Consider the following 20304-nt stretch of genomic DNA (forward strand, 5'->3'; position numbering starts at 1 on the left):
TCTGATAATCAATTATGATACACGCCTATGATAACTATCTCGGAATAAAAATAAAATTATTAATGTATTTATTAAAATCATTCAAATACTCGTCTTTTTGAAATTCAGCCATTTGCGATACTTCAAAAGGTTTTAAATATAACGTCTTTCTATCGAAGTAAAATACATCATAACCAAATCCGGTAATAAAATCAAAAATTTCATGGATTGGATAGTTCGCATGACGCAATTCAATTTCGATGATAAAAATAGGTTTAAGGGTTTTTAAAATCTGTTCACAACCTTTAATTGAATCGAATTCATGCCCCTCGACATCAATTTTAACCAAATCGATTTTAGTGATGTTTTCTTGTTTTGCCCAATCATCTAACGTAATGGTTCTAATTTCTATCTTCTCTACCCCTTCACCCATCTCTTCTAATGACGCTCTGGTGTCTTGCAATCCGTTCCCTTTTTTAGGAATGTGCAACACGGAAGTTCCAGTATTGGAAGAAACAGCCAAAGGAAACAATTTTACTTTTGGAAAAAGCGGTTTAATATAATCTACCAAACTTTGGTTGGGTTCAAATCCGAAAATTGCTCCGTTCTGAATTACTTTTTCAGCCTGATACAAATAAATCCCTTTATTGGTTCCTATATCTACAAAAACCGAATCGTCTTTAAGAACCTGATGAATATACAAAAGCTCAGGTTCGCATTTGTAATTCCCGGTCGTCAAAGAACCTAAAGTTTTATAATATCTTTTTTTGTACAAGGCTGGCCAATAGCGGTATGCCCATCGGATTAAGATGTTTAACATTATATTTCGGTTAGTTTAATCAATTGTGTTTCTACTCTTTTTTTTACTTTTTCAAAAGCATATTTTTCTACGAAAGGCTCTAGTTTTCGGTATTCCGATTCTAAATGCTCAAAGGTAAGTGTGTTTAAGATGGTACGTAACGAATCGCCATTTTCATAATACCAATTGTGCCAATCCATTTTGGGATAAGTAGTCGGAAACAAGCCAATCTTACCATTATAAATACAATCGCCTTCACTTCCGCTTACTTTGGTCTTTCCATAAACTTCATCAACCCAATAAAATGAGGTCTCTTTTTTTACAGGACATAATAACAAATGAGCTTCGGCAATGCGACCACTGTATTCTTCCCACGGAATAAATCGGTCAAAATAGGAAAGTGTTATATTTTGATGACAATTTTCCTTTAAAAATTCGAGTTGCTTCGAAATTTTATGGTTTTCAGGTTTTCCTAAAAAAGTAAAATGAAGTTTTTCTTGCGGTTGTAATTGTGGTAAAAGGTCAAAAAGCAAGTTGATATCTTTTCGCTTGTTCGATACATTTCCAGGGATCACAATTTGGATAGTATTGGAAGTGTTAAAGCTAAAATGATGACAATAATTCAACTGAATGACTTGTGTTTTTCCTGACAAAGAACTTTTCCCTTTGATTTCCTCTAATAAAGAATGCGATAAGACGCCTAATTGTTTTGCTCCTAAAATTATTTTTCTGCGGGAAGCGACTTTCTCTTTGATATACAATTTTAAAAAATAAGTGAATCGCTGTTTCTCTTCTAAAACATTCTTCCAACTTATCGTTTCAAAAAAAAGACTGAAATTTAAGTTGTGGATCAAACATAAAACAGGTTTATCTTGCAATAAGCGTTGGTACTGTTCAAAATTACGATGCATGGTATTCACCACTACAGCATCAAAACCTGAAAAATCTACCCCATCTACAAAAGGAATCTCCGAAATTTTATATTGGGGTATGCTAGTTAGTTTATCATTCACCTTCTTACTCACAAAAAAATGATACTCGACAAACGTCATATCTTTTAACAACAAATACCACTGTTCCAGTAACGCCGAATGCGTTTCCATTTCGATAAAGGCAATTTGTTTCTTTTTCAAAGCAATCATTTTTCTAATCCCACAAAAATAAAGATATTTGTATATACTTACTCGAAACAATGAACTATTATATTGTCATTCCTGCACATAACGAAGAAAAATTCATCGGTCTCACGTTAGAATCCCTTGCCAATCAAACGGTATTACCCAAAAAAGCGGTAATTGTTAACGACAATTCTACTGACAAAACGGCTCAGATTGTGACTGATTTTGCCAAAGAACATCCTTGGATTTCTTTAGTAGAAAAAAAATCCGATGCCATTCATTTACCGGGAAGCAAAGTGATTCAGGCATTTCAGGCCGGATTAGCTACTTTGGATGACGAATATGATATCATGGTGAAAGGGGATTCTGATTTAATTTTTCCAGCCAATTATTTTGAAACGATTATTGCTCATTTTCAAAGTGACGAAAAAATTGGAATGGCTGGCGGATTTGCCTACATCGAAAAAAACGGAGAATGGATTCTTGAAAACCTAACCGACAAAGACCATATCAGAGGAGCATTTAAAGCCTACCGAAAAGCTTGTTTTCAACAAATAGGTGGACTTAAACCGGCTATGGGCTGGGACACCGTTGACGAATTGCTTTCTAAATTTTATGGTTGGAAAGTGATTACCGATGCCTCTCTGCAAGTAAAACATTTGAAACCTACGGGAGCCAATTACAATAAAGCTTCCCGATACAAACAAGGCGAAGCTTTTTACACCCTGGGCTACGGTTTTTTTATCACTGCCATTGCGTCTCTAAAACTGGCTATGCGAAAAGGTAAACCACTATTGTTTATAGACTACATTCGAGGTTTTTGGAAAGCCAAAGCCGAAAAGAAAACCATGTTAGTCACACCGGAGCAAGCCAAATTTGTGAAAGCCTACCGATGGAAAAAAATGAAGGCAAAGATTTTCAGTTAATTATACGATAGCCAAGCACCATCTTATTTTTGTCAATATTTTATGTTATTTTTACCAAATATTTATTCACTATTGGCATTTAAACCCAATTCTAACGAACAAAAGCAGCAAAACTGAAAAGTAAATGATGTTAATTCGATATACCTCGCAAATAGGAAGATATTTTTTAATGTTGCAAGAGATCTTCAAAAAACCAACCAAATGGTCGGTGATGAGAACGCTTATCTTCAAAGAAATTGACGACCTAATTATTGATTCCTTAGGGATTGTATGTTTCATTTCCTTCTTTGTGGGAGGGGTTGTATCTATACAAACAGCGTTAAATTTAACCAATCCGTTAATCCCTAAATATTTAATTGGATTTGCCACCAGACAATCGGTAATTTTAGAGTTTGCCCCTACCTTTATTTCCATCATTATGGCCGGTAAAATGGGATCTTTCATTACTTCTAGTATTGGAACCATGAGAGTAACAGAACAAATTGATGCGTTGGAAGTAATGGGAGTTAATTCTCTAAACTATTTGGTATTTCCTAAATTAGTGGCTCTCTTATTGTATCCTTTTGTGATAGGAATTAGTATGTTTTTAGGTATTTTAGGCGGATGGATTGCGGCCGTTTATGGAGGATTTGCTTCACCAAGCGAATTCATGACGGGAATACAAACCGAATTCATTCCGTTTCACGTAACCTATGCTTTCATAAAAACTTTTGTTTTTGCCATTATCCTCGCTACCATCCCATCTTTTCACGGATACTACATGAAAGGTGGAGCTTTGGAAGTAGGAAAAGCCAGCACAGTTTCTTTCGTTTGGACATCGGTAGTGATAATTTTAGTGAATTATATCTTAACACAACTCCTTTTAGCTAAATAAGTATGATAGAAGTAAAAGACATCAAAAAATCGTTTGGCGACCAAATGGTATTAAAAGGAATTTCGACTACTTTAGATGCTGGAAAAACCAATCTGATCATAGGACAATCCGGTTCTGGAAAAACCGTTTTTTTAAAATCATTACTAGGAATCCATCAGGTAGATAGTGGTACCATTTCTTTTGACGGCAGAATTTATTCGGATATGTCCGACGATGAACGCCGCGAACTACGAACAGAAATAGGGATGGTTTTTCAAGGAAGTGCCTTGTTCGACTCCATGACCGTTGAAGAGAATATTGGATTCCCTTTGAAGATGTTTACCAACAAAACCAAAAAAGAGATTAAAGAACGTGTCGATTTTGTGATCGATAGAGTTCATCTGGTTAATGCACATACGAAAAAACCTTCTGAAATCTCAGGAGGTATGCAAAAAAGGGTTGCCATTGCTAGAGCTATTGTAAACAACCCTAGATATTTGTTTTGTGATGAACCCAACTCGGGACTGGATCCTAAAACGGCGATTGTAATTGATAATTTGATTCAGGAAATTACTAAAGAATACAACATTACCACTGTGATTAATACACACGATATGAACTCTGTAATGGAAATTGGTGATAAAATCGTATTCCTTAAAAATGGATTAAAAGCTTGGGAAGGTGATAAAACACAAATCTTTAAAACCGACAATGAAGCCGTAACGGATTTTGTATATTCTTCGGAATTATTTAAAAAAGTCAGAGAAGCGGTTCTAAAAGAAGGATTATAAAAAAAGAGGCTATTTCGAAAGTGAAATAGCCTCTTTTTTTTTATTGCTCTTTTAACTTAGCCACTACAGCTTTTATATCTTGTTCTTTATTCTTAGGATAAATCAAAAGTACATCTTCTTTATCAACTACAATATAATCTGTTAAACCATCAATAACCACGAGTTTTTTTCCTTCAGTACGAATGATATTATTCGAAGCGTTTTCTAAAAATACCGAAGCATTCACTACTGCATTATATTGCTCATCTTTAGGCAATTTGTCGTACAAAGATCCCCAAGTCCCTAGATCATTCCAATCGAAAGTCGCGGGCAATACGTATACATTTTGTGCTTTTTCTAGTATAGCATAGTCTACCGAAATATTCTGAGCCAACGGATAATTATCTTTGATAAAAGCGGTTTCTTTTTCTGTATTGAAAAACTCATACCCATTCATAAAATGAGCAAACATTGTGGGTTGAAACTCTTCGAAGGCTTTAAGTACCGATGAAACACTCCACACAAAAATACCTGCATTCCACAAAAAGTTTCTACTCTGAATAAACTTACGCGCCGTGGCATAATCTGGTTTTTCACGGAATTGCTTCACTTTTTTAACCGGACGAGTGTCTAACTTATCAAATTCGATATATCCATAACCCGTATTCGGAAAAGTAGGTAAAATCCCTAAAGTCATTAATTTTTCATCATGCTCACAGAAATTGAAGGACTGCTGCAAATTGGCACAAAACTGAATTTCATCCTCAATCCAATGGTCTGATGGAGCTACCACCACGACAGCATTCGGATTCAACTTTTTAATTTTTAACGAAGCATACAAAATACAAGGTGCTGTATTTCGCATGGCTGGTTCTAGAACTATCTGTTCTTGCTTTACCATCGGTAATTGTTCTAACACAATGTCGTTGTAAACTTCATTGGTTAAAATTAAAATATTTTCCTGTGGGATTATCTGAGATAAACGAGTGAATGTTTTCTGAATTAAAGTCTCCCCAGTTCCAAGCATATCGTGAAACTGTTTCGGAAATTCAGAGGTACTAACTGGCCAAAAGCGTGAACCTACTCCACCGGCCATTATTATTGCGTAATAATTTTTATTCATAATATTTGAGTCACAAAGTAACAAGCCCGCTAAGTTACAAAGATAAATTTTAACTCAGCAACTCAACTTCTGCATTTGGATTAAACAAATAAACTTTTCCGGTTGCCAATTCCAAACATTCAATACGCTTGGTACGCAAGGCTATTTTTTTAAAAATTTTCCCGTTGTGAATTCTAAAGGTACTACCATAAGGAATTTCAAAAACATAATTTTTATCGTTTTCCGGATCAAATTGTTTCAAAGCCAAAGCCAAAGTAGCATCGGTATCACTACTCGCTTTAGGATTTCTGAAATGTCTTGCCACTAAAGACAATAACTGATGTGGAAAAATTTCAGGTCTGATAAAAGGAACCATTAAACGTTGAAAAGTGAGCTTCCACTCCTCCCCATGTGGTTTTATATGCCTTCCATATTTTTCAAAGGCTACCAAATGTGCAATTTCATGAACGAGTGTAATTAAAAAACGATATTTATTTTGCGAATAATTCACCGTAATAATATGTGCTCCGCTACCATCTCTTCGATAATCGCCGTGACGCGTTACTCGTTCATTGACAATTTTCAGATGCACGTGATTCGATTTTATCAATTCGAAACACAGTGAAACCGAATGCTCTGGAAGGTATTTGTATAGTACGTCGCTCATAATTGCCGTTTACTCGTATTGGATCCTCTACCCAATTATGGGGTAGTTGAACTTACCTGTAACACTTTCCCGTTATAGTATTTGTTTCCAGTCAATGCGAAATTGAAAATATAGTCTGCCATTTCTTTTGCCGAAATAGGCGCTTGATAGCCAGGAAAAGCTTCCTGTAACATTTCTGTTTGAACCGCACCTAAGGCTAATACATTGAATGCAACACCTTTTTCTTTATATTCTTCGGCCAATAATTCTGATAAAGTAATTACGGCTCCTTTACTAGAACTGTAAGCCGCTAATCCCGCAAATTTCATACTTCCTTGGATTCCTCCCATAGAACTTACCGTAACAACATGGCTGCCCTTTTGTAAATAAGGAATACAGCATCTGGTCAGATTTGCGACTGCAAAAACATTCACTTTATAAATATCTTCAAATTCCTTTGCTGATATTTGATCAAAAGGTTTCAACAGTAAAACACCCGCATTATGAATCAAAACATCTACTTTTTTCCAAGTATGCTCAATAAATTGAGTTACCTTCTCTAAATCTTCCTCGATACTAAGGTCGATTGAAAGACATGATATATTTGAATGTCCTAGTAAAGCTTGTGGTGTTTTTCTGGATATGGCCAGAACCTTATGTCCGGCGTTGGCAAACTGCAAAGCCAATTCAAAACCAATACCACGTGAAGTTCCAGTAATAATAATATGTTTAGTTTCCATCTAATTGAATTTCTTTTTCTGGGGCATTAATCATTTTTTCTAAAACGGGAATAGAAGTATTAATAACTTTTTGCATGTGTTTTACATCCATTTTATCCCATTCGTCGTCGGCATGATGATAAAATTCATAATTTTCAAAATCGAAAGTTGAAATAGTATGTGCCGGTATATTGTATTCCTGATAAAAAGGATAATTATCTGAGGCTTTGAATAACTGATAACGTGTTTCGGCAGGCAAATAACCAACCCATTTTTCGCCAGCATATTCGTTCATTTTTTTAGCCATATTAGATTTGGTAATTCCTGTCATATAGACCAACATGTCTTTACCTTGCATAGGCACTCCAATCATTTCAAAATTAAACATAAAATAAACATTAACTCCTGCTTTTTTCATGTTTTGAGCCAAGTGTCTAGAACCTAGTAAACCTTTTTCCTCTGCCGTAAATAATGCTAAAATTACCGATCTTTTATTCGTCTTTGCTTTTCCAAAATATTTCACAAGTTCTGTGACTGCGGTTGTGCCCACAGCATTATCATTTGCTCCATTAGCAATAATATCACCATTAATATCACTTGCTTTTCCAATGTGATCATAATGAGCACCAATTACAACGTATTCATTTTTTAACTTCGGGTCGTTACCTTCTATAACCCCAACGATATTATACGCCGGTATATCGTAATTGGATAATTTATCACGATATGTCTCATAATAAGGTTTTACGTTGTGCTCTTTGAAAATCTGTTCCAAATAAACCATCACGTTTTCCATTTCTGGTGTTCCGGGCTCTCTTCCTTTGGTTTCATCAGACGTCAGAAAAAACAATGTCTTTGTAATACTTTCCTCCGATGACAACGAGTTTGAGCGGGTATCTAGTTTAGGAGAAGACACCGCACTATCCTGCGCCGACAGATGGGTACCAAAAACTATTGCAAAAACAAAAAGAGTAATTCTTATAATACGTTTCATAAAGCTATTTTATGTAAAAATAAAAAATCCCATCTAAAAGATGGGATTCTGTTATATGAAATTTAACTATTATGCTAACATTGTCACAGGATTCTCCATAAACGCTTTAAACGTCTGCAAGAATTGCGCTCCTGTTGCACCATCAACAGTTCTGTGATCGCAAGCTAAAGTCACCGTCATGGTATTTCCAACGACGATCTGACCATTTTTAACCACTGGCTTTTCAATAATTGCTCCTACCGATAAGATGGCAGAATTAGGTTGATTAATAATAGAAGTAAATGACTGGATACCAAACATTCCTAAGTTAGAAATAGTAAATGTACTACCTTCCATTTCTGCTGGTTGGATTTTTTTAGCTTTTGCTCTACCTGCCATATCTTTTACAGAAGTACCAATTTGAGTCAAACTCATCTGATCTGTAAATTTCAATACTGGAACAACCAAACCATCTTCTACAGCTACTGCTACACCAATATTAACATGGTGATTAATTACAGTTGCTTCGTCTTTCCATTGCGAATTCACCTGAGGGTGTTTTTTAAGAGCCATAGCAGACGCTTTAATCACCATATCGTTAAACGAAACTTTTGTTTCTGGTAAACCGTTGATCATGTTACGCGATGCAATGGCATTATCCATATCCAACTCGATCGTTAAATAATAGTGTGGTGCAGTAAATTTCGACTCAGCCAAACGTTTAGCAATTACTTTTCGCATTTGAGAGTTCTTCACTTCTTCTTGGAATACTTCACCTGCAGGAACAAATGGTTTAACCGCTGCAACAGTAGACGTAGCTTGCGCCACTGCTTGTGCTGCTGAAGTTGTAGCTACCGCTGGTGTAAAGTTTTCTACATCGGCTTTAGTGATTCTTCCGTTTTCACCAGATCCTTTTACCTGAGATAGATTGATTCCTTTTTCTTGTGCTATTTTTTTAGCCAAAGGCGAAGCAAAAATTCTTCCTTGTGCATCAGAAATTGGAGTCGAAACTGTATTTGTTGTTACCGAAGGTTTACTTTCTTCTTTAGGGGCTTCAACTACTGAATCGCCACCTGCTTTAAAACCAGCCACAATAGCCGACACGTCAGTACCTGCAGGCCCTAATATTGCCAAAATACTATCTACTGGAGCAGAACCTCCTTCTTCAACACCAATATATAATAAGGTACCCGAATTGAAAGATTCGAATTCCATTGTTGCTTTGTCAGTTTCGATTTCCGCTAAGATATCACCTTCTTTTACAGCATCTCCAACTTTTTTAAGCCAAGTAGCTACTGTACCGGTAGTCATTGTATCACTTAAACGCGGCATCGTTACTACTTTAACCCCTGCCGGTAATGACGAAGTTGTTTGAGGAGCAGACACTGCTTTTTCCTCTACAACAGGAGTTGCTTCTGCTGCTACTTTTGGAGTAGTTCCAGAATTTAGTAAAGCTGAAATATCTTCACCTTCATTACCAATAATTGCTAGTAATGAGTCTACCGGTGCCGATTGTCCTGCTTCAATACCAATATATAATAGAGTTCCTGCATTGAAAGACTCGAATTCCATCGTTGCCTTGTCGGTTTCAATTTCTGCAAGAATATCACCTTCTTTAACTTTATCACCCACTTTTTTAAGCCATGTTGCTACGGTTCCTTCCGTCATAGTATCGCTCAAACGTGGCATTGTTATAACTGTTGCCATACTGATTATAATTTATGAGGAATAAATGGATAATTTTCTTGTTCGTACACTACATCATATAATTGTTGCGTTTCAGGGAATGGAGATTCATCTGCGAATTTTTCACATTCTGCCACTAAATCATTCACTCTCTGATCGATGATTTCGATTTCCGCATCAGTAGCATAATTATTTTCTTTGATCATGTCTAAAACCTGAGTGATAGGGTCAATCTTTTTGTATTCTTCTACCTCCTCTTTGGTTCTATATAATTGTGCATCAGACATAGAGTGTCCTCTGTAACGGTACGTTTTCATTTCAAGGAAAGTTGGTCCGTCACCACGACGAGCTCTGTCAATCGCTTCGTGCATTGCTTCCGCTACTTTTATTGGGTTCATTCCATCTACTGGACCACAAGGCATTTCGTACCCTAAACCTAATTTCCAAATATCGGTGTGGTTAGCCGTTCTTTCTACAGATGTTCCCATAGCGTATCCATTGTTTTCAACAATAAACACCACTGGTAATTTCCAGTTCATAGCCATATTAAACGCTTCATGAAGAGAACCCTGACGAGCAGCACCATCTCCAAAATAAGTCAAAGTAACACCACCCGTATTGAAATATTTATCTGCAAACGCTATACCAGCACCTACCGGAATTTGAGCACCTACGATACCGTGTCCTCCGTAGAACCCATGTTCTTTATCAAAAATATGCATTGATCCACCCATACCTTTTGATGTACCGGTAACTTTTCCTAACAATTCTGCCATTACTCTTCTAGGATCAGTTCCCATACCAATAGGCTGAACGTGGTTACGATAAGCTGTAATCATTTTGTCTTTTGACAAATCCATGGCATGTAATGCCCCTGCCAAAACAGCTTCTTGACCATTATATAAATGTAAAAAACCTCTAACCTTTTGTTGAATGTAAAGTGCAGCTAATTTGTCTTCGAATTTACGCCAAAACAGCATATCTTCATACCACTTTAAAAGGACTTCTTTTGTTACTTCTTTCATGCGATTTACTAAAGTATTGTGTGTAATTATTTGATAGAACGCAAAATATTGACCTCACACAAATTTGCGAAGAGCAAAAGTAAGACATTCCGAATAATTGATAAAATTAAATAACGACTTTTTATACTTATAAGAAGTTTTTATCAAAGGTTAACGGCAATAAATTTTGAATAGAGTCTGATTTATAGACTTCACCAGTTTCTCCCATAAAAAATATCTCTATTGGTGTTTCTTGTTTAAATTCATACTCAAAAATAGATTGTCTACAGGCACCACATGGAGGAATTGGTTTTTCCGTAACCGATTCGGTTGCGCCTGCTGTGATTGCTATTTTGATAATTTTAGCTCCTGGATATTTAGCTCCAGCATAGAAAATAGCAACTCTTTCAGCACACAATCCCGAAGGATACGCTGCATTTTCCTGATTAGAACCAACAACCACTTCTCCGTTATCAAGCAATAAAGCCGCTCCAACTTTAAATTTAGAATAAGGAGCATATGCATTTTTCCTTACCTCTACCGCTTTACGCATTAAATCTTTATCTTCCACAAACAACTCTTCTATTGAATGAAAAACCAAGATCTTAGTGTCAATTTTAATTTCTTTCATACTTTATAAGGGAAAAAAAATCCAAATTTCAATATTGAAATTTGGATTCGTTTTTAATTATTTATAATTCTTAGTATTGATCGTAGTCATCTCCGAAGTTAAACGTTAATGAAAAACGCAATGTGTTTTCTAACGGGTTTTTAACTCTTGCCATTGAGAACAAATAAGATGCATCAATTTTAATAGCATTATATCTGAAACCTGCTCCTAAAGTAGCAAATTTTCTCGATCCTTTATCTTTACTTTCGTTAAAATATCCTAAACGCATAGCAAATGAATCTTGATACCAATACTCTAACCCAGCTGCGTAGTTTACTTCTTTCAATTCTTCCTTGAAACCATCTGGCGCATCACCAAAAGATTTAAACACTCCTGAAAACCAACCTACACTATTATACTTGTCCGCTGCAGCTTGATATTCTGGACCATCAATAAATCCATCATTGTTAGCATCTGTAACAACTTGCGGTGTTGGAACTAGAAGTTTCGAGAACTCTAAAGTTGGAGTAACTTTATTGTACTCATCGAAAATAAAATCAAAACCCACCCCTAATCTCAAATTAGACGGTAAAAAGTTCGAACTTCTCTCAATATCGCCATCATAAGAAATTTTTGGTCCAAGATTTTGGAAATTAAATCCTGCTCTCCAACGACCATTAAAATTTTCATATGCTACCTCTGGAGATTCATAATATCCTGCCACATCAACAGCAAAACTATTAGCTGCAGAAGCGTCTCCTGAAGCAGATTGAATTTTCAGATTAGAACGAATATATCTTCCGGCTACAGCCATTGAGAATTGATCACTTAATTGCAAAGAGTACGATAGGTCGAATGCCAATTCGTTAGGCTTAACCGAACCCAGAGACGTCCCTCCTGCATCAGTCAGTTCTATATCTCCCAAACCAAAATATCTTAAACTTCCAGCAAAAGCACTACGTTCGTTAAAACGGTTAAAATAAGTCACCTGACTTAATGAAATATCATTAACCAAATCTGTCAAATAAGGTGTATAACTTACCGAGAATCCTTGTTTTTTTAATGAAAAGGCGTATTTGGCAGGATTAAACTGTTGCGAAAAAGCATCCGGAGATGTCGCTACCCCACTATCTCCCATACCCGCAGAACGAGCATCGGCAGAAATTAATAAAAAAGGAACTCCTGTAGTAATTGGTCTTTCATTTTGAGCTGAAGCATTCATATAAGCTAAAAGCCCAGTAATCAATAAGGTTAATTTTCTCATTATATTTTCAAAATATTCAACAAATATATACTTTTTATCAAAGTATCACTAATTTCTCAAATTTTTCAACTTTTTTATTAGAGAGCGTCGACTTGACGGTCAATCGATAAACGTAAACTCCTTTTCCAATTTTATCACCAAAATCATCCCGACCATCCCAAGTTATGTTTCTAGAGGTAAATCCCTCTGTAGTAACCATTTCCTTTTTACTCCAAACAATTTTACCTGTTATGGTCATGACCTGAACTTGAACTTCAAGAGGTTCAAAAGGTTTATTGTGGGTAAACCAAAACTCCGTGTAATTCACAAAAGGATTAGGATAATTGAGAACATTAGTTAGCGTAATTTTTTCATCACTTACCACTAAGAATTGTAACTCAGAAACAATTAAATTATTGTACACATCCCAAGCTTTAAATGTAACGGTATGTAATCCCGGGCTTAAATTTTGAAAAGGGAACTTCAATTTTCCTTTCGTATAATCGTCTAATTCTGTTTCATAAAAATCATTCAACACATAAGGCTTGGTTTCGTCACCATCGAGATAGGCAATGATGTCGTGACCGATTCCACTTGCTGTATTAATTCCGTTTTCATCTTCTAAAAAAGCCAAAAACAATGGTGATTCATTAGTAATACCACCAGAAACAAATGATTCGTCATTCATATACAGTCGAACTCTTGGCGGAGTATTATCTGTAGCAGCATTTGTGTTTACCCCTCCTATTTTCAGAGAAGTATCATACCCTGTGTGATCCTCTATGACAGTTGAATTTTTAGCATAAAAGCTTATTTTACCATTGCCTTCTGCTATTTTGATATCCTTAGGCACTACAAAACTAAATTCAAACAATCCGTTATTCACTGAAGCATTTCCTCTAAAAATAGTTTCTCCTTGCACTTTGAATGGCATTTTGTACACCACCCCTCCGATAGCTATATAATCATTACCCAAAGTAGTTCGATTTATATCTTTATCGAAGATATTAACCGATAGTTCTCCTTTATAATTTGACAATAAATTATCAAACTCATCGGTGATTTCTCCAGATAATTTCACCAAACTCAAGGCCTTGAGAGGTTCGGTTACTGAGGCCACTGGAACATCATTGATTTTTGTTAATTTTATTTTAGGTCTTGGAATAGCTAGTTGTAAAGCAGGATCACCAATATAAAAAACAACATTATTCCCAGAATTCATCATAGCGTTTTTAGTGATTCTAACTGCTTCAGCTATGCTAACATAATTATTAGAACCGTACGAGAATAAATATTGTGCGAATCTTTGATTGAAGCTTTCTCCGGTAGACTGACCAATTTGTCGTGTAGTTGTTACCATTGAAACAGCACCACCATTGGGATTCCAATAGGTAAATTCTCCAGCTGTTTCACGCATCGGATTATCAAAACGAGTGAATTCGCAAGTAACAGTAATAAACAATGGATATTTATATCTATTGGAAAGTTTTTTAGCATCGACCGTTTCAAACAAACGTTCCTGCGCCAAACCATCTTCACCTCCATGACCTAAATAATCAAATACCAAAGCCCCTTGCGCAAACGAACTTATAAATTCTTCTTTAGCTTTCGGATATCGTTGCCCTCCCGAAGAAGTTTCCTGCACATAAGCGTCTGTATGTATCTTCTTTATATTCAAAAACGGCTTGTTCGTTGTAATGGTATTAGCCAAATCATCCAGAACACTCTCTAAACTTGCATCACTTACTTTATCAACATCATCGGACAAAAAAACCAAATTATTTCTCCATTTGCCTAACGATTTTTCGTCATAATAATCTATCACTTTGGTTACCATTTCTTCTGCTTGCGATAAAGTTGAGGCTAAAATTCTCCCCACTGCGACATCTACTCCTTGGTAATAAATCATTGCTCCTTCATTATCATCCATCATACCAAAAAAATCATCTGAAATAAATGAAGACACAACTGAAAAACTATCTAAGGAATGAAAAATAGGTACAATATTAGTATTATCACGAATTCTGTCTTTAAAATCAAAAGAAGCATCCCCAAAAAGACAAAGATATTTTACTTTTTTGCTTGGTTCTGAAGCATTTTGATATACATATTTCACAAAATTGCGAATAGCTCCAATATCTTGTTTTCCAGAAGAAAATTCATTATAAATTTTATCTAAAGTAACCACTTTTACATTCAACTGATTTTTAGTTCGATGCAAATTGGCTAATCTCTCTGCCTGACTAGACAAGAACTGCGGAGTCACAATAAGATAATCGACATCTTTAAAATTGCCTTGTGAGTCTTTAAAAATTTCTCCCTTCAAATTTTGATTCGTAACACTAGAGTTATTGTCTCTTAAAGGAGTATAAAAATCAGTATTATCCAAAACCACATACTCTCTTACTTCTCCCATTTCGGCCAAGACAGAAAATTGACTTTGTCCGTTGTTATTTTTTGCTCTAATATTATAAATATCCGTAACATCCCAAACCTTGCTTACAGAAGAAGCATTACTAATTTGATACTCACAAACACCCACATTTGTTGCGACTTCATTTACTTTAAACACAAACTGTTTCCCGTAGCCTCTCAAATTGGATTTTGCCTCTACTTTTATATAATCCAGATACGCATTAGCAGACGGTACACCTCCATTATTGAATTTTACAGCCACATTAATATTTCCTGAACTAGGATTAAAGGAAAAAGAATTTTGATTCCCATTTGCATAAACAGGTCCATCCGCATTGATAGCGTTAAAAGATATTACTCCAAGATCTTGTCCGTTTCCTTTTACCGCGAAAGAAGTATTTACCACAGCAGAAGCCGCACCGCTAACATATACTTTAACTGGTGTTCCAGAAGACAAATTAGGAAAATTAAACTGAAACGTCTGTTCATTTTGAATGCGAAACTCTTCTCCAAACCATTTTCTACCCAATTTAACTATGTTAACCTTATCAACTTCATGAAACTGATAATCATCAAATACCGAATATACATTATCGGGGGCAAGGTTAGGTTCCGCCAGCTGTTGAATTCTTTTACCATTTCCGGAAGATGAAGTAATATAATAGTACGTTTTTTCCGCATATAAATTAAGGTGTGTTTGATTTTCACTACTCCATCGATCAAAACCTTCACCATAGAACAAAATATAATCACTATCGTTAAAAACGCCGTCTTCTTCTCCAACAAATTCTACAGCGTTTTCTTCTAAATCATTTGGATAATCAATGGAATTCAATAACGGTACCATTCTTCCTCCGTTTCCATAAAGTTTGATGGTTTTGGGGTCTACATTGGTATTGAATCCTAAATCTTTAAGGAATTGTTTTGTGATTTTATAAACACCCGATTTCTGAATATAGAATTTCTTCCACACACCAGAACTCAGAACCGAATTAGAAACCGCCGAAACGGATAACATTCTATTTCGTTGTACATCTTTCTTCGGTGCGAAAAAATAATTTAAACTTTTTACTCTTTTAAAAACACCATTACTATTGATAATAGGACTAAAAGACAGAAGAACTTTCAATTCCTCACGAGCATAGGAATTCTCAATTTTGACTGTCAACTTTTCAGGAATAAGCTTTTTAGAAAGCTCTCCTAAATTAGTCGATGGAACATCTTCAAATACAACATTTTCAACCCTAATCGAATTTTCATCAATAGGAAAGTTTGTCTTTATGGATTTACTATAAGTAATCGTTTTATTTACATCATTATAAATAAAGTTCTCAGCATTAAAAAAAGGAATTTGAAATTGATATCTATCATTCAACTTATAAGGCGCTTCCTTCCATTCAATTACAATAGAATTATCTTCTTGAGCGAAAAGGAATTGACAAAATAAGAATAGAAAAAATGTTAAAAGATGTTTCATACTTAAAGACAATCGATAAAGTCAGTATTTTTAAGAGGGTAAAAATAACCATTTATACAATATAAAATACACTGAAACGTTATGTACAAGTAGTTTACGATGCAAATTTTAAGATTTTTTTAAATATTTAATCATTTGGTGTTGCAGTTTTATGGTTAATTCTTATATTGCACCACAAAAATAATTACCTACTGAAAGTATGAAAGTAAACAAAACAATGGCAGTAAGAGTACTCTTATCGATGATGGTACTGTTAGGATTTACTACTAGTTGTAGTAAAAAGTCAAGTTCGAAGAACACTTCTTCAGCAACAGGCTGGAAAATCAATGACCCTAACGGAGGTTTCCAGTACAACTCAAATTTCACCAAGCAAGAAACTGCTCCTGGTTTAATTTTGGTTGAAGGAGGAACATTTACTATGGGTAAAATTCAAGATGACGTAATGCATGATTGGAATAATACTCCATCACAACAACACGTTCAATCGTTCTACATGGATGAAACTGAGGTTACAAACATCATGTACATGGAATATTTAGATTGGTTGAAAAGAGTTTTTCCTCCATCTGATCCAAATTATCGTCATATTTACGAAGGCGCATTACCAGACACTTTGGTATGGAGAAACAGATTAGGTTACAACGAAACCATGACAAACAACTATTTGAGACACCCTGCGTATTCGCAATACCCTGTTGTTGGTGTGAACTGGATTCAAGCTACTGAATTTGCTAAATGGAGAACAAACCGTGTAAATGAAGCAATTTTAGAAAGAGAAGGTTACATGAAAAAAGGTGCAAAAGTGGTTGATGTTGATGCAAATAACACTTTTGATACTGAAGCTTATTTAGTTTCACCTTCTACTTCTTTTGGTGGAAATGAAGAAATTATTTTACAAAAACCATTAGGTCGTGCTGCTGGTAAATCTAAAAAATCTAAAGCAGCAGATACAACTTCAATAGGTGCTGATGGACCTCAAAATGTATACGCACAAAAAACTTCAGGTGTTTTATTACCTGAATACAGACTTCCAACTGAAGCAGAGTGGGAATATGCTGCTGCTGCCGATGTAGGAAATAGAGAATACAACATCTACAAAGGTCAAAAGAAATATCCTTGGAAAGGTCAATACACTCGTTCTGGAAGCAGAATCACAAGAGGAGATCAATTGGCTAACTTCAAACAAGGTAAAGGAGATTACGGAGGAATTGCAGGTTGGTCAGATGACAATGCTGATATTACTGCAGCCGTTAAATCATACAAACCAAATGATTTCGGTTTATATGACATGGCAGGAAACGTATCTGAGTGGGTTCAAGATGTTTACAGACCAATCGTAGATGATGAAGCTAATGATTTCAACTACTTCCGTGGAAACGTTTATACAAAAAATAAAATTGACAACGAAGGCAGAGTTGAGTTTGTAACTTCTGAGACTATCAAATACGATACTTTAAGTAACGGAAAAATCATTGCTAGAAACAAACCAGGAGAAATCGTTCAAGTACCAGTTGATGAGCAAGAAACTTATTTAAGACAAAACTTCTCTCAAAGCAACAATATCGATTACAGAGATGGAGACAAATCATCAACTCGTTTCTTTGATTTCGGTAATGGAGATGATGCTGATGTTAAAGTATCAGATAAAAAGAGAATGTATGATTCACCAATCCACAAAGTATCTAAAGATACAACAGGAAAAATGGATCGTAAATTCGACAAATCACAAAAAAGAACAACTTTAATCGGAAACGATGTAAGAGTTTACAAAGGTGGTTCTTGGAAAGATAGAGCTTATTGGTTAGATCCTGCAACAAGAAGATATTGTCACCAAGATATTGCAACAGACTATATTGGATTTAGATGTGCTATGTCTAGAGTAGGTCCAAAATCTGATTTCAAGAAAAAACCTAGAAATTAATTATACTTTCATATAAAAATAAAGAGCCCTATTTTAGGGCTCTTTATTTTTTAGTACATTCGTCTTATGAAAATAGAAGAAATTTACCAATGTTTTTTACAATGTGAGTCTATCTCTACAGACACACGAAAAATAGAACCTAATTCTTTATTTGTAGCTCTCAGAGGGGATAACTTTGATGCCAATACCTTTGCTGAAGAAGCTTTAAAAAAAGGAGCACTATTTGTTATTATTGATAATAAAAATTACTTCACTGACCCAGAAAAAATGATCTTAGTTGGAGACAGCTTAAAGACATTACAAGATCTAGCCAATTACCATAGAAAACAATTGGGTTTAACAATACTTGCCTTAACAGGAAGTAACGGAAAAACCACCACTAAGGAATTAATTTATTCAGTGCTTTCAAAAAAATATGAAACAAAAGCAACCCTTGGAAATCTAAATAATCACATTGGAGTACCATTAACGTTACTTTCTTTTGATGCAAACACCGATATTGGAATTGTTGAAATGGGTGCTAACCACCAAAAAGAAATTGAACAACTTTGTGCTATAGCTGAACCTGATTTTGGCTACATTACCAATTTTGGAAAAGCTCATTTAGAAGGATTTGGAGGTGTTGAAGGAGTTATAAAAGGTAAAAGTGAACTCTACACCTACTTACGAGAGAACCAAAAAACAGTTTTCATCAACCTAGATGACCCTATCCAGGTTGAAAAAACAGAACATATTACTACCTATGGTTTTTCAACAAAGGACAAAGGAAACATTTTAATCAAATCAATTACAGCCAATCCTTTTGTTAAGGTTGAATTCTCAAACCAAAGTATCCAATCGCATCTTATTGGAATATATAATGCAAACAATATTAATGCTGCAATAACAATTGGTAAATACTTCAATATCCATGAAGAGGATATAAAACAGGCTATAGAAAATTATATACCTTCCAATAATCGTTCCCAACTTATTAACAAAGGATCAAATCAAATAATTCTTGATGCCTACAATGCCAACCCTTCAAGTATGGCAGCTGCACTGAACAATTTTTTACAACTCGATTCAGATTCTAAAATTGCGATTTTAGGAGATATGTTTGAGTTAGGAAACGAAAGTCTATGTGAACACAAGAAAATTGTAGAAAACGCAAAAAAAGAGACAAATATTACATTCTACTTTATAGGAAAAGATTTTTTTTCCAACAGAACAGAAGAAAATCATTTATTGTTTTTTGAAAACTATGATGACTTCAGTAAAAAACATCAAAACAAGCCCAAAAATTCAATTATACTCATTAAAGGATCTCGTGGCATGGCTCTAGAAAGAGCTTTAGACTTACTATAGCAAAAAGATAAGGCTATCTCAGAAGAGATAGCCTTTTTTGAAATAATAAACTTATAAATCTGATTTCGCTTTATAATTCATTTTAATCGAAGAAATAAAATGTAAGAAACACAAATCATTTACGTTCTATTTAATTTTTTAAAATCCGTTATATAATACCTATTCAAGAATGATTTCAATGATTTAAAGTAAGAAATAAAGATCTATCACATAATTCCTTACAAATTTTTCAGCTATCCTACAATCAAATAGGGTTCATAAAACTAAACATAACCGTTGGATACTGGTTTTTAAAGTAAGGAGTGATAAAGAAGGAATACAACCTATCAAAATACACTGGAGTATTTCTTCAAGATAAATTTCTAGTAATATATTTAAAACAAAAAAACCTTCATTGTGTAATGAAGGGTTTTTTAAAAGAAAGGCAGTGACATACTCTCCCACAAAATGCAGTACCATCTGCGCTGGCGGGCTTAACTTCTCTGTTCGAAATGGGAAGAGGTGAGCCCCGCCGCAATAACCACCTTAAGGTCGTTAGTTGCTTTAGGCAACTTTTTAACTAAATAATGACTTGTAATCATTAATAATTAAAATAATATTTTAACATATTGAGATAAATATTCAACTTGGAAAGAATTTCGAGCCGTGCCTTCGATATTCTCAGGCAACGGCTCATACAATAAGCTTACGGGTTATTAGTACTACTCGACTATGAC

Annotated in this window: 16 protein-coding genes and 1 rRNA gene; 5 read left to right on the top strand and 12 right to left on the bottom strand. The window is 35.0% G+C overall.

Annotation, left to right across the window (positions count from 1 at the left end; genetic code table 11):
• Window positions 1–34 precede the first annotated feature (34 nt).
• Entirely contained in the window at window positions 35–799 is a 765-nt protein-coding gene (locus tag NAT50_RS07525; RefSeq protein WP_250592605.1) for an FkbM family methyltransferase, read from the bottom strand.
• Complete coding sequence (locus NAT50_RS07530) at window positions 799–1911, bottom strand: glycosyltransferase family protein (RefSeq protein ID WP_250592606.1); 1113 nt, start codon at window positions 1909–1911, stop codon at window positions 799–801. The genes NAT50_RS07525 and NAT50_RS07530 overlap by 1 nt, the downstream gene beginning before the upstream one ends.
• 59 nt (window positions 1912–1970) lie before the next feature.
• Between NAT50_RS07530 and NAT50_RS07535 the strand changes: the two genes are divergently transcribed.
• The 3 genes from NAT50_RS07535 to NAT50_RS07545 all read left to right on the top strand — a co-directional run bounded on the left by NAT50_RS07535 (window position 1971) and on the right by NAT50_RS07545 (window position 4466).
• On the top strand, window positions 1971–2822 hold the full coding sequence (locus tag NAT50_RS07535; protein WP_250592607.1) for a glycosyltransferase: 852 nt from the start codon (window positions 1971–1973) through the stop codon (window positions 2820–2822).
• 124 nt (window positions 2823–2946) lie between these two features.
• Window positions 2947–3696, top strand: coding sequence for an MlaE family ABC transporter permease (locus tag NAT50_RS07540; RefSeq protein WP_250592608.1), 750 nt, complete (start codon window positions 2947–2949; stop codon window positions 3694–3696).
• A 2-nt stretch (window positions 3697–3698) separates the two neighbouring features.
• A complete protein-coding gene (locus tag NAT50_RS07545) occupies window positions 3699–4466 on the top strand; it encodes an ABC transporter ATP-binding protein (RefSeq protein WP_250592609.1) in 768 nt (255 codons plus the stop codon).
• Between the two features lie 40 nt (window positions 4467–4506).
• Here NAT50_RS07545 and NAT50_RS07550 read toward each other — a convergent pair whose 3' ends face one another.
• The 9 genes from NAT50_RS07550 to porU form a co-directional block, all read right to left on the bottom strand.
• Complete coding sequence (locus tag NAT50_RS07550) at window positions 4507–5568, bottom strand: mannose-1-phosphate guanylyltransferase (RefSeq protein WP_250592610.1); 1062 nt, start codon at window positions 5566–5568, stop codon at window positions 4507–4509.
• A gap of 49 nt (window positions 5569–5617) precedes the next feature.
• Window positions 5618–6214 (bottom strand): SprT-like domain-containing protein, encoded by a 597-nt coding sequence (locus NAT50_RS07555; RefSeq protein WP_250592611.1) that lies wholly within the window; start codon window positions 6212–6214, stop codon window positions 5618–5620.
• 35 nt (window positions 6215–6249) lie between these two features.
• Window positions 6250–6933, bottom strand: coding sequence for an SDR family NAD(P)-dependent oxidoreductase (locus NAT50_RS07560; protein WP_250592612.1), 684 nt, complete (start codon window positions 6931–6933; stop codon window positions 6250–6252).
• Window positions 6923–7906, bottom strand: a complete 984-nt coding sequence (locus NAT50_RS07565; protein WP_250592613.1) for a M28 family metallopeptidase — start codon at window positions 7904–7906, stop codon at window positions 6923–6925. The genes NAT50_RS07560 and NAT50_RS07565 overlap by 11 nt, the downstream gene beginning before the upstream one ends.
• Window positions 7907–7975: 69 nt before the next feature.
• Window positions 7976–9592, bottom strand: coding sequence for a pyruvate dehydrogenase complex dihydrolipoamide acetyltransferase (locus tag NAT50_RS07570; RefSeq protein WP_250592614.1), 1617 nt, complete (start codon window positions 9590–9592; stop codon window positions 7976–7978).
• 5 nt (window positions 9593–9597) lie between these two features.
• On the bottom strand, window positions 9598–10596 hold the full coding sequence (gene pdhA / locus NAT50_RS07575) for a pyruvate dehydrogenase (acetyl-transferring) E1 component subunit alpha (RefSeq protein ID WP_250592615.1): 999 nt from the start codon (window positions 10594–10596) through the stop codon (window positions 9598–9600).
• A 127-nt stretch (window positions 10597–10723) separates the two neighbouring features.
• On the bottom strand, window positions 10724–11206 hold the full coding sequence (gene cdd, locus NAT50_RS07580; protein ID WP_250592616.1) for a cytidine deaminase: 483 nt from the start codon (window positions 11204–11206) through the stop codon (window positions 10724–10726).
• A 70-nt stretch (window positions 11207–11276) separates the two neighbouring features.
• Window positions 11277–12449: a type IX secretion system outer membrane channel protein PorV gene (gene porV, locus NAT50_RS07585; RefSeq protein WP_250592617.1), complete on the bottom strand. Its 1173-nt coding sequence runs from the start codon at window positions 12447–12449 to the stop codon at window positions 11277–11279.
• 37 nt (window positions 12450–12486) lie between these two features.
• A complete protein-coding gene (porU, locus tag NAT50_RS07590; RefSeq protein WP_250592618.1) occupies window positions 12487–16320 on the bottom strand; it encodes a type IX secretion system sortase PorU in 3834 nt (1277 codons plus the stop codon).
• A 199-nt stretch (window positions 16321–16519) separates the two neighbouring features.
• On the opposite strand from porU, the gene gldJ reads away from it, so the two are divergent.
• Together gldJ and NAT50_RS07600 are read left to right on the top strand one after the other, a co-directional pair.
• Window positions 16520–18241 (top strand): gliding motility lipoprotein GldJ, encoded by a 1722-nt coding sequence (gene gldJ, locus NAT50_RS07595; RefSeq protein ID WP_250592619.1) that lies wholly within the window; start codon window positions 16520–16522, stop codon window positions 18239–18241.
• Window positions 18242–18307: 66 nt separating this feature from the next.
• Complete coding sequence (locus tag NAT50_RS07600) at window positions 18308–19588, top strand: UDP-N-acetylmuramoyl-tripeptide--D-alanyl-D-alanine ligase (RefSeq protein WP_250592620.1); 1281 nt, start codon at window positions 18308–18310, stop codon at window positions 19586–19588.
• Between the two features lie 419 nt (window positions 19589–20007).
• On the opposite strand, the gene rrf is transcribed toward NAT50_RS07600, so the two are convergent.
• Window positions 20008–20116: ribosomal RNA gene (gene rrf / locus NAT50_RS07605) — 5S ribosomal RNA — on the bottom strand.
• Between the last annotated feature and the right edge of the window lie 188 nt (window positions 20117–20304).

The organism is Flavobacterium luminosum (assembly GCF_023635005.1).
In the GTDB taxonomy this organism is placed as follows: Bacteria; Bacteroidota; Bacteroidia; order Flavobacteriales; family Flavobacteriaceae; genus Flavobacterium; species Flavobacterium luminosum.

Coding starts and splice junctions, on each gene's coding strand:
- NAT50_RS07525 (WP_250592605.1), bottom strand. CDS start 799: ATGTTAAACATCTTAATCCGATGGGCATACCGCTATTGGCCAGCCTTG.
- NAT50_RS07535 (WP_250592607.1), top strand. CDS start 1,971: ATGAACTATTATATTGTCATTCCTGCACATAACGAAGAAAAATTCATC.
- NAT50_RS07540 (WP_250592608.1), top strand. CDS start 2,947: ATGATGTTAATTCGATATACCTCGCAAATAGGAAGATATTTTTTAATG.
- NAT50_RS07545 (WP_250592609.1), top strand. CDS start 3,699: ATGATAGAAGTAAAAGACATCAAAAAATCGTTTGGCGACCAAATGGTA.
- NAT50_RS07550 (WP_250592610.1), bottom strand. CDS start 5,568: ATGAATAAAAATTATTACGCAATAATAATGGCCGGTGGAGTAGGTTCA.
- NAT50_RS07555 (WP_250592611.1), bottom strand. CDS start 6,214: ATGAGCGACGTACTATACAAATACCTTCCAGAGCATTCGGTTTCACTG.
- NAT50_RS07560 (WP_250592612.1), bottom strand. CDS start 6,933: ATGGAAACTAAACATATTATTATTACTGGAACTTCACGTGGTATTGGT.
- NAT50_RS07565 (WP_250592613.1), bottom strand. CDS start 7,906: ATGAAACGTATTATAAGAATTACTCTTTTTGTTTTTGCAATAGTTTTT.
- NAT50_RS07570 (WP_250592614.1), bottom strand. CDS start 9,592: ATGGCAACAGTTATAACAATGCCACGTTTGAGCGATACTATGACGGAA.
- pdhA (WP_250592615.1), bottom strand. CDS start 10,596: ATGAAAGAAGTAACAAAAGAAGTCCTTTTAAAGTGGTATGAAGATATG.
- cdd (WP_250592616.1), bottom strand. CDS start 11,206: ATGAAAGAAATTAAAATTGACACTAAGATCTTGGTTTTTCATTCAATA.
- porV (WP_250592617.1), bottom strand. CDS start 12,449: ATGAGAAAATTAACCTTATTGATTACTGGGCTTTTAGCTTATATGAAT.
- porU (WP_250592618.1), bottom strand. CDS start 16,320: ATGAAACATCTTTTAACATTTTTTCTATTCTTATTTTGTCAATTCCTT.
- gldJ (WP_250592619.1), top strand. CDS start 16,520: ATGAAAGTAAACAAAACAATGGCAGTAAGAGTACTCTTATCGATGATG.
- NAT50_RS07600 (WP_250592620.1), top strand. CDS start 18,308: ATGAAAATAGAAGAAATTTACCAATGTTTTTTACAATGTGAGTCTATC.